Annotated in this window: 11 protein-coding genes and 1 tRNA gene; 9 read left to right on the top strand and 3 right to left on the bottom strand. The window is 65.2% G+C overall.

All coding sequences use genetic code 11. From position 1 onward, the window contains the following. A partial coding sequence (locus AC628_RS32625; RefSeq protein WP_143201922.1) for a TetR/AcrR family transcriptional regulator occupies window positions 1-315 on the bottom strand: 315 nt, incomplete at its 3' end. A gap of 106 nt (window positions 316-421) precedes the next feature. On the opposite strand from AC628_RS32625, the gene AC628_RS32620 reads away from it, so the two are divergent. The 6 genes from AC628_RS32620 (at window position 422) to AC628_RS32595 (ending at window position 5,904) form a co-directional block, all read left to right on the top strand. After that, window positions 422-772, top strand: coding sequence for a hypothetical protein (locus AC628_RS32620; RefSeq protein ID WP_074130853.1), 351 nt, complete (start codon window positions 422-424; stop codon window positions 770-772). A 14-nt stretch (window positions 773-786) separates the two neighbouring features. After that, window positions 787-1,590, top strand: coding sequence for a crotonase/enoyl-CoA hydratase family protein (locus AC628_RS32615; RefSeq protein WP_074130857.1), 804 nt, complete (start codon window positions 787-789; stop codon window positions 1,588-1,590). After that, window positions 1,587-2,009, top strand: coding sequence for a PaaI family thioesterase (locus AC628_RS32610; RefSeq protein WP_074130852.1), 423 nt, complete (start codon window positions 1,587-1,589; stop codon window positions 2,007-2,009). The genes AC628_RS32615 and AC628_RS32610 overlap by 4 nt, the downstream gene beginning before the upstream one ends. A 162-nt stretch (window positions 2,010-2,171) precedes the next feature. After that, a complete protein-coding gene (locus AC628_RS32605; RefSeq protein WP_074130856.1) occupies window positions 2,172-4,709 on the top strand; it encodes a bifunctional diguanylate cyclase/phosphodiesterase in 2,538 nt (845 codons plus the stop codon). Between the two features lie 321 nt (window positions 4,710-5,030). Then, complete coding sequence (locus AC628_RS32600) at window positions 5,031-5,315, top strand: PepSY domain-containing protein (RefSeq protein WP_143201920.1); 285 nt, start codon at window positions 5,031-5,033, stop codon at window positions 5,313-5,315. A 34-nt stretch (window positions 5,316-5,349) separates the two neighbouring features. Continuing rightward, entirely contained in the window at window positions 5,350-5,904 is a 555-nt protein-coding gene (locus AC628_RS32595; protein WP_074130851.1) for a cytochrome b/b6 domain-containing protein, read from the top strand. Between the two features lie 19 nt (window positions 5,905-5,923). Here AC628_RS32595 and AC628_RS32590 read toward each other — a convergent pair whose 3' ends face one another. Continuing rightward, window positions 5,924-6,598 (bottom strand): LON peptidase substrate-binding domain-containing protein, encoded by a 675-nt coding sequence (locus AC628_RS32590; protein ID WP_074130850.1) that lies wholly within the window; start codon window positions 6,596-6,598, stop codon window positions 5,924-5,926. A gap of 30 nt (window positions 6,599-6,628) precedes the next feature. Beyond that, window positions 6,629-7,549 (bottom strand): thioredoxin, encoded by a 921-nt coding sequence (gene trxA / locus AC628_RS32585; protein ID WP_074130849.1) that lies wholly within the window; start codon window positions 7,547-7,549, stop codon window positions 6,629-6,631. Window positions 7,550-7,759: 210 nt separating this feature from the next. On the opposite strand from trxA, the gene AC628_RS32580 reads away from it, so the two are divergent. The 3 genes from AC628_RS32580 (at window position 7,760) to AC628_RS32570 (ending at window position 8,965) form a co-directional block, all read left to right on the top strand. Next, window positions 7,760-8,215 (top strand): SRPBCC family protein, encoded by a 456-nt coding sequence (locus AC628_RS32580; protein ID WP_074130848.1) that lies wholly within the window; start codon window positions 7,760-7,762, stop codon window positions 8,213-8,215. 160 nt (window positions 8,216-8,375) lie between these two features. Beyond that, window positions 8,376-8,450: transfer RNA gene (locus AC628_RS32575), tRNA-Gly, on the top strand. Between the two features lie 77 nt (window positions 8,451-8,527). Next, complete coding sequence (locus AC628_RS32570; protein ID WP_245321444.1) at window positions 8,528-8,965, top strand: DUF2865 domain-containing protein; 438 nt, start codon at window positions 8,528-8,530, stop codon at window positions 8,963-8,965. Window positions 8,966-9,093 lie beyond the last annotated feature (128 nt).

Raw genomic sequence — 9,093 nt, 5'->3', positions numbered from 1 at the left:
GGTGGCCCAGCTGCGCACCGCGCGTTCCAGCGCCAGCCGCGCCGAGAAGGTCCGGCGCAGCAGCACCGCCAGCGCGTCGCCGCCTTGCGGAATGGTCTCGAGCTCGGCGATCACCTGCTCGGCGGCGACCTCGCGCCAATGGTCGAGGATCGCGGCGCGGTAGGCGCCGATGTCGGCGAAGTGCCAGTAGAAGCTGCCGCGCGAGACGCCCATGGCCTTGGCCAGCGGCTCGGCCTTGAGCGCCGTGAAGCCGCGCCGCGCCAGCGTCTTCAGGCCCTGATCGAGCCAGTCCTTGGCTGAGAGCTGTTCCGTCATGGTTCCCCGTTTGCGCCGCCAACCATACACAAGTGTATTGACAGGCGCCAGTCGTTGGCGTCTTATCCATACAGTACTGTATGGTCCATTGTATGGAGACCTGCCGATGCGTGATCTTCTGCTGCAAGGCGCCGGTGCCATCGCCATCCTGGTCAGCCTGATCCATGGCGTGCTCGGCGAGACCAAGATATTCGCCCGCGCCACTGTCGAGCCGCCGCGGCTGCGCCTGCTGCTCCGCCTGGTCTATCAGGCCGGCACCGTCGCCTGGATCGGCGGCGGCGTGCTGCTGATTGCAGCGCCCGCGATGGCCTCCGATGCCGCGCGGCACTGGATCGTGGTGACGCTCGCGGTCGTGTTCGGCTGCGCCGCGCTGGCGAATGCGGTTGCGACCCGCTTCCGTCATATCGGCTGGATGGCGATGAGCGTGGTCGTGGCGCTCGCCGCCGCCGGATACTAGCAAGCGCAACGATGATGACTGACCGCATCAGCCTGAGCATCGCGGGTGGCGTCGCCGACGTCAGGCTCAACCGTCCCGACAAGCTCAACGCCCTTGATCCGGCGATGTTTACCGCGATAGCCGACATCGGCGCGCAGCTCGCCGACAACCCAAAGGTCCGCGCCGTGGTGCTGTCGGGCGAAGGCGAGGCCTTCTGCGCCGGCCTCGATATCGAGCGCCTGGTCGCGACGACGGAAGGCGAGTCGATCCTCCCGCTTGCCGATCTCGGCCAGCGCACCCACGGCATCGCAAATTTCGCGCAGCACCTGGTGTGGCTCTGGCGCGAATTGCCGGTGCCGGTAATCGCGGCCGTCCATGGCATCGCGTTCGGCGGCGGCTTTCAGCTGATGCTCGGCGCCGACGTCAGATACCTCGCGCCCGCCACGCGCCTTGCCATCATCGAAGCCAAATGGGGACTGGTGCCCGACATGGCCGGCACGCAGCTGATGCGCCATCTTGCGCGCGAGGACGTGGTGCGCGAACTGACCTATACTGCGCGCGTCTTCTCCGCCGACGAAGCGCTCGGTTACGGTTTCGCCACCCGGATCGTCGAAGACCCGCGCGCCGCCGCGCTTGAGACGGCCCGCGCGATCGCTGACCGCAGTCCCGATGCGATCCGCGCCGCCAAACGGCTGCTTAACCTCGCCGCCGCTTGCGATGCGGCGACCGGTCTCGCGGCCGAGACAGCCGAGCAGGCGTTGCTGCTTGGCGCACCCAATCACGTCGAGGCGGTCAGGGCTAATCTCGAACGACGACCGCCGCAATGGAGGTTTGCATGACCACTGGAGCGGGATTCGATCTGGAGCGTCTGATCGCGACCAATGCATCCGCTGCCTTCAACCGGCTTGTCGGCATCGAGGTGATTTCCGCCGGCGCCGGCGCAGTGGAACTGCGCATGCCCTGGCGCGACGATCTCACCCAATATGCAGGCCACCTGCACGCCGGCATGATCGCGGCGCTGCTCGACACCGCCTGCGGCTTTGCCGCCGCGTCGGTCGTGGGCTCGGTCACCGCATCGCATTTCTCGATGAATTGCCTGAAGCCTGCGGTGGGCCGCGGCTTCATCGCCAGGGGCACCACGCTGCGCGCAGGCCGTAGACAGATTTTTGCGCGCGCCGAATTATTTGCGGAGAACGAGCAGGGTGAGGCCTCGCTGGTCGCAACCGGTGAAACCGTCCTGGTTCCACTCGCGGGTTGAAGACGCGCAATTGCAAGGTGTGTTCAAAATTTATGGGGCCATCAATTTCCGTGCGGAATCGGCTTACGCGCGGATAACCATGCCACTGAAAGTTGTAGAAAATTATCGAGAAGGCAATTCAATCGGCCTAGCTTGTCCGCGCGGACAACCATGGGCCGACGCATGTTTCGTGTTCTGACGTGCCTCTCAGGAGAGCATGACTGGCGGCTGGTTCTGCTGGCCGGACTGGTCTGCTTCGTTGCCAGCATTGTTGCAGTCAATATCTTCCATCGCGCGATCGCCTCGCAGGCGCGGACGCGGCTGATCTGGATCGCGATCGCGGGAGCTGCGATCGGCTATGGCATCTGGGCAACGCATTTCATCGCCATGCTGGCCTATGAGCCTGGCGTGCCGACCGGCTACGGGATCGTTCTCACCGCGCTGTCGCTTGCGGTGGCGATGATGCTGACATCCGGCGGCCTCGGCCTTGCCGCCGCCGACTCCAGCCCCTGGCGCGCGCCGGTCGGCGGCGCCGTGATCGGAGCCGGCATCGCAAGCATGCATTATCTCGGAATGTGGGCGCTGGAAGTGCCGGGCCACGTGGTGTGGTCGATGGACCTCGTGGCCGCCTCCATCGTGCTCGGCATGCTGTTCGGTTACGCCGCGCTGGCGACCGCGGTCCGTTACCAGGATCGCTGGTCGTCGCTGGTCGCGGCGCTGTTGCTGACGCTGGCGATCGTGTCGCATCATTTCACCGCGATGGGCGCGGTCGAGATCATTCCGGATCCGTTGCTGGCTCCGGAGGCCCTGTCGCTTTCTCCCGCCTTCCTCGCCATCGTGATCGCGGGCGTGGCGCTCTCGGTGCTCGGGATGAGCCTGGTCGGCGTGCTCGCGGACCGACGCCTCGCGCTTCGCACCCGCCGCTTCGAGGAGATCATCAGCCAGCTGTCGCTGGCGCGGCAACAGGTCGAGGCGTCGCAGAAGGAGTTGGAGCAACAGAGGTTCCGGCTCGATACCGCGATCAACCACATGGGCGAGGGCCTCTGCATGTTCGACGCGGAGAAGCGCCTCGTCGTGTGCAATGATCGCTACGCCAAGATGTACCGGCTGCCGCCCGAACTGCTGGTGCCCGGCACCCCCCATCGCGAGATCATCACGCATCGGATCGCCAACGGCATCCTCAAGGGCGAGACCAGCAACGTCGCCGCGACGCAGGTGCTCGCGACGCTGAACGCGCTGCCGGCCGACGAGATCAGCAGCCGGGTCGACGAGCTTGCCGACGGCCGGCTGATCTGCGTGACGCGGCAGCCGATGCCCGGCGGCGGCTGGGTGGCGACGCATCGCGACGTCACCGAGCAGCGGCGCTCCGAGGCCAAGATCACCCATATGGCGCAGCACGACGCGCTGACCGACCTGCCGAATCGCGTGCTGCTCAAGGAATGGATGGAGCAGGCGCTTTCCGGTGCGAGGTGCGGCGGGCCGAGCCTTGCGGTGCTGATGCTCGATCTCGATCGCTTCAAGGACGTCAACGACACGCTCGGACATCCGGCTGGCGATGCGTTGCTGAAGTCGGTGGCCGCGCGGCTCCGCCGCTGCGTCAGCGATACGACGCTGGTGGCGCGGCTCGGCGGCGACGAGTTCGCGGTCATCGACCACGTCAGCGATCCGGTCACCGAGGCCGGCCTGCTCGCGGAGAAGATCAGGAAGGCGCTCAGCGAACCGATCGATCTTGGCCATCATCGGGTGACCACCACGACCAGCATCGGCATCGCGCTTGCTCCGCGCGACGGCACCGATTCGGACGAGGTTCTGCGCAGCGCCGATCTTGCGCTCTATTCGGCCAAGAGCGGTGGGCGCGGCTCGTTCCGGTTCTTCGAGCCGGAGCTCGACCGGTTGCTGCAGGCCCGGCGCACCCTCGAACGCGACATGCGCAGTGCGCTCGCCAATGGCGAGTTCGAGCTGCACTATCAGCCGTTCATCCATGTCGCGAGCGGGGAGACCTGCGGCTTCGAGGCGCTGCTGCGGTGGCACCATCCGCAGCGCGGCATGATCTCGCCGGCGCAGTTCATTCCGCTGGCGGAAGAGACCGGCCTGATCGTGCCGCTCGGCGAATGGGTGATGCGCACCGCGTGCGCGGAAGCTGCCAAATGGCCCGACGACCTCAAGATCGCGATCAATCTGTCGCCGGTGCAGTTCAGGAGCCCGGAGCTGGTGCCGGTGATCGTGCACGCGCTGGCGAGCGCCGGAGTCTCCCCGCAGCGGCTCGAGCTCGAAGTCACCGAAACGGCCATCATCCAGGACAGCGAGGCGGTGTTCGCGGCGCTCAGCCAGCTGCACGATCTCGGGGTGCGGATTGCGCTCGACGATTTCGGCACCGGCTATTCGTCGCTGAGCTTCCTGCAGAAGTTTCCGTTCGACAAGGTCAAGATCGACCGCAGCTTCGTGTCCGAACTCTCGGGCGCATCGGACGAGTCGCGCCGGATCGCACGCGCAATCGTTCGCTTCGCCGTCAGCCTCGGCAAGACGACGACGGCCGAGGGCGTCGAGACCAGGGAGCAGCTCGAGATCCTGCGCGCCGACGCCTGCGTGGAAGTGCAGGGCTTCCACTTCAGCCCGCCGGTGCAGAGCGAGAAGGTCGCGCAGATGATCGGTGAGCGGGTCCCGGCAGCGGCCGAACGCCCTGCTGCGGTTCGTCTCGCAATGGCGGGTGCCGCGTCCTGATCGAACGCCGCGCCGGCAGATTCGGAGCTCCATGAGGCGTAAGGCCGCAGCACGCGGCCAAAACCAAATTGCGCGCGGAGCGCAAAGCGGTTTTCGCGGACGTTAGAGCATGATCCGGAAAAGTGCGAAGCGGTTTTCCGAAAAGATCATGCTTAAACAGGAATCTAAAGCGCGATGACGATTCAACCTGATCTCATCGCGCTTTAGAATTTCTCTAAAGCCTGCCGCTGCCGCGCTTCCTTGACTTGGCAATCCCCTCGGCATTGTTCACGCATGTGCTCAGCGCGATGTGCGTTGTGGGCATGATCGTCAACGGAGGGGATGCGCGTGAGAGTGATTTTGAGCGCTGTGATTGCAGCTGGAGTCCTGGGGCTTTTCGGATCGGCGGCGTTTGCCGACGGCTACAAGACTTGCACCAAGCTCGACAAGGCGTCGTGGAAGCCGGCAAGCGATGCCGAAGCCAAGGCCAAGGCGGCCGGCTACGAGGTGCGCCGCTCGAAGGTCGAGGGCTCCTGCTACGAAGTCTACGGCGTCAAGGAAGGCAAGCTCTACGAGCTGTTCTACAGCCCGGAGGATCTCAGCCTGAAGCACACGATCGCCAAGTGAATCGTCGAGTGAATCGCCAAGTGAAGCGGCGGCGATGACGGAGGCGGCGCCGGGCGCCCGCGGCGCGACCAGCGTGCAGGTCTGGGACCTGCCGCTGCGGCTGTGGCACTGGGCGCTCGCCATCCTCGTCCTGGTCGCATGGGTGACGCCCAGCGTCTATGACCGGCTGCACCGGCTGGCGGGCTATTCCGTGATCGGGCTGTTGGCGTTCCGGTTGATCTGGGGCTTTGCCGGCACGCGCTATGCGCGTTTCGGCAAGCTCGGCGTCCGCCTTCGCGCCGCGCCGCGCTACATCTGGAATCTCCGCCGCGGCATCACCGGCCGCTATATCGGGCTCAATCCCGCAGGCACCGTGATGCTGGTGGCGCTGCTGCTCACGCTCGCGGTCTCCGCGATCACGGGCGCGATGGAGGTCACCGTGACCTTCTTCGGCGTCTGGTGGGTCGAGGATACCCACGCCTATGCCTCGGATGCGGTGATCATCCTGGTCGCCCTGCACGTGCTCGGCGTCGTCGTGGTGGGATTGCTGCAGGGTCAGAACCTGGTGCGCGCGATGTTCACCGGACGCAAGCGGCTTCGCAATCGTTGATTATGAAGGGCGGCGAAGCCTACTGCACCGGCGGATCGCCCGAGGTGCGCTTCTTGGCGAGGTCCATCTCGGTGACCGCGATCAGGATCTCGGCGCGGGTCTTCAGGTCGGGCGCCTCGAGCATCGCCTGCTTTTCGGCCGGACCGTAGGGCGACATCATCGCCAGCGCATTGACCAGCGCCTCGTTCGGCGCGGACTCGATGCCTTCCCAGTCGACCTTCAGATTGTTGGCTTCGAGGAAATCGGCGAGCACCTCGAGCAGCGCCTTGCGGTCGACGGCCTCCTCGCCCTTGCGCGCAGTGAAGTCGCCGGTGAAGGAGAAGAAGTCGACCTTGCACTGCCGGTACGGCGTCTGCACGGTCAGCTCCTCGACCACCTTGAAGCGCGCGACGCCGGTCAGTTCGAGGATGTAGCGGCCGTCGCCGGATTCGGCGAGCTGGGTGATGCGGCCGACGCAGCCGATGCGGAACAGCACCGGCTTCGCCTCATTCTGCGAATGCGCCACGTCCGGTTGAATCATGCCGATCAGGCGGTGACCGTCGCGCAGCGCGTCGTCGATCATCGCGAGATAACGCGGCTCGAAGATGTTGAGCGGCATCTGGCCGCGCGGCAGCAGCAGCGCACCGGGCAGCGGGAACACCGGGATGATCTCCGGGAGCTCGCCGGGCCCGCGATATTCGGCATTGATCGGCATCTGCGGTCCCGCTGCTGTGACGGGCGTATTTTACGAGAACAGGATCGTCGACAACCGCCTGCGCCCCTCGACGGTTGCCTCATCGGTGCCGCCCCACGCCTCGAAGAACTGCACCAGCTGCTTGCGCGCGCCGTCGTCGTTCCACATGCGGTCACGTTTGACGATGGCGAGCAATTGCTCGGTCGCTTCCGTGCGCTTGCCCATCGCATTGAGCGCGGTCGCGAGATCGAAGCGGGCCTGATGATCGAGCGGGTTTGCGGCGACTTTCTGTTCGAGCTCGGCGATCGGGCCGACCGACTGCGCCTGTTCGGCGAGATCGATCGCCGCCTGCACCGCCTTGACCGCGGCGTCGTTGCGCTTGGATTCGGGCACCATCGCGAGCGTCTGTTTGGCCTGCTCGACCGCACCTGATGTCATGTAGCATTTGGCGAGGCCGGCCAGCGCCGCGATATTGGTGGCGTCGTGCGCCAGCACCTCGGCGTAGATCTGTGCCGCACCTTCGGCGTCGCCCTCGGCAAGCGCGGCGTCGGCCTCGGCCAGGATCTCGGTGAGATTGGGCTCGCCGGCGGCGGGCACACCCTTGGTGATCTTCTCGATGAAGGCGTTGACCTGGCTCTCCGGCACCGCGCCCATGAAGCCATCGGCCGGCTGGCCGTTGACGAAGGCGATCACGGCCGGGATCGACTGGATGCCCATCTGGCCCGGGATCTGCGGATGCTCGTCGATGTTCATCTTGACGAGCTTGACCCGGCCCTTGGCGTTCTTGACCGCCTTCTCCAGGATCGGCGTCAGTTGGCGGCAGGGGCCGCACCACGGCGCCCAGAAGTCGATCATCACCGGCTGGCGGCGCGATTCCTCGATGACGTCCTTGACGAAGGTCTGGGTCGTCGTCTCCTTGATCAGATCGGGCGCTGCCTGGGGCGTGGGGCCGCCCTGCTCCATTATCGTCACGTTGTCCTCGCCTGCTTCTGAGGTCGGAAAAATACCGGGGCGTTCTAGCACGCTCCGCACGGCTGGTTCAGCCGTTCTGTCAGGCTAAATGGCGGTCAGCCAGCAAAATTCAATCGCTTGCCGGTCGTCTCGTTCCATCGGAGATCGGGTGGCTTGCGCTCCGGAACAGCCGATGATGGCGATCCTTCATGGCAGCAGCGGGGATCGCCAATGGCCAAGGCCTATTACAGCACCGTGTTCGAGCAGCCGGCCGGCGAAGTCTGGAAAATCATCCGCGATTTCAACAATTACCCGGTCTGGGTCCGTGGCGCGGGGACGAGCGAGATCGAGGACGGCAAGTCCGGCGACACCGTCGGTGCGGTGCGCAACGTGCTGTACCGGGAACGGCGGATCCGGCAGCGGCTGCTCGCGCAGTCCGACGTCGAGCGCTTCCAGACCTACGAATTTGCCGGTCCCCCGACCCTGCCAGTGACGGATTTCAGCGCAACCCTGCGGGTCACCCCGGTGGTCGACGGCGACCGGGCCTTTATCGAATGGTGGGCGGTGTTCGATTGCGAGGCCGCCCGCCGCGTCGAACTGGCGCAGACCCTGACCGGCTGGTTCGAGACTTGGCTCGAATCGCTCCGGGATGAGATGGCTTTGAGGCCGGTTCCGGCGGAAACATAAAAAGAAATCGTCGCCACCGCCAGTTTCGGCCGATTCGGGGTCAATTTTTAGCGAAACCGTGCGATTTCGTGAGGGGCAGACCGCGCTCTTGTGTTGCATTCACAGACAGCATTTGGCATAGGTCTGCCGTTGCCGGCGAGCGATCGCCGCCATTTCGGATGCGGGTGTAGCTCAGTGGTAGAGCACGACCTTGCCAAGGTCGGGGTCGAGGGTTCGAGCCCCTTCGCCCGCTCCAAAATCTCTCGCTGACCGAATATCTCGCCGACAGAGCTGACAGTCTGATGAAGGCCCGCGCCATTGCGGGCTTTTTTGTTGTCCGGGGCGGTGCTGCGACCTCGCAATGCCGCGGCCGGCGATGGCGGCTTCTTCCTTCTGCCGCGCGTGAGTGATGCGGCGGATGTCAGGTCCTGCGAGGCGGCCTGTCCCGCGGCCGAGGTGAAGCTGTATTCCGGCTCCGACATCGACAGCGCCAGGACCGAAGAGGGTGAGACCTACAAGACGCTCGCAAATGCATTCCGGTTTCAGCGCGAGATCGTGCCGCAATGCTCTTGCAGCGTCAGCGCCTCAAGCGGCCTGTCGCCGATTGCGATCGAGGACGACATGACGCTGCGGACCGGCGACATCATCGCCGCCGATGATGGCTTCAAGATCGCGGCGATCACCAGTGGCGAGCGGCGCAGCGTGTTGTTCAGGCCGCTGTCGAAGGCCAAGGCGCAGGCGCTCGGCCTGGCGCGCCTCTCGTCGCGATAGATTCCGGGCGTTAACTTCATTCGAATATCACGCTGCGGTGCAGAATGCCTTGTTCGCAGGCAGAGGGCTCAGGAAAAATATCGTCTCAAATATCGTCTCAACTTGTTTTGACGCAACGCACACCGCTG

Source organism: Bradyrhizobium sp. NAS96.2 (genome assembly GCF_001908235.1).
Lineage (GTDB): Bacteria > Pseudomonadota > Alphaproteobacteria > Rhizobiales > Xanthobacteraceae > Bradyrhizobium.
The sequence above is the reverse complement of the archived record's forward strand: the minus strand, read 5'-3'. Positions and strand labels throughout refer to the sequence as shown.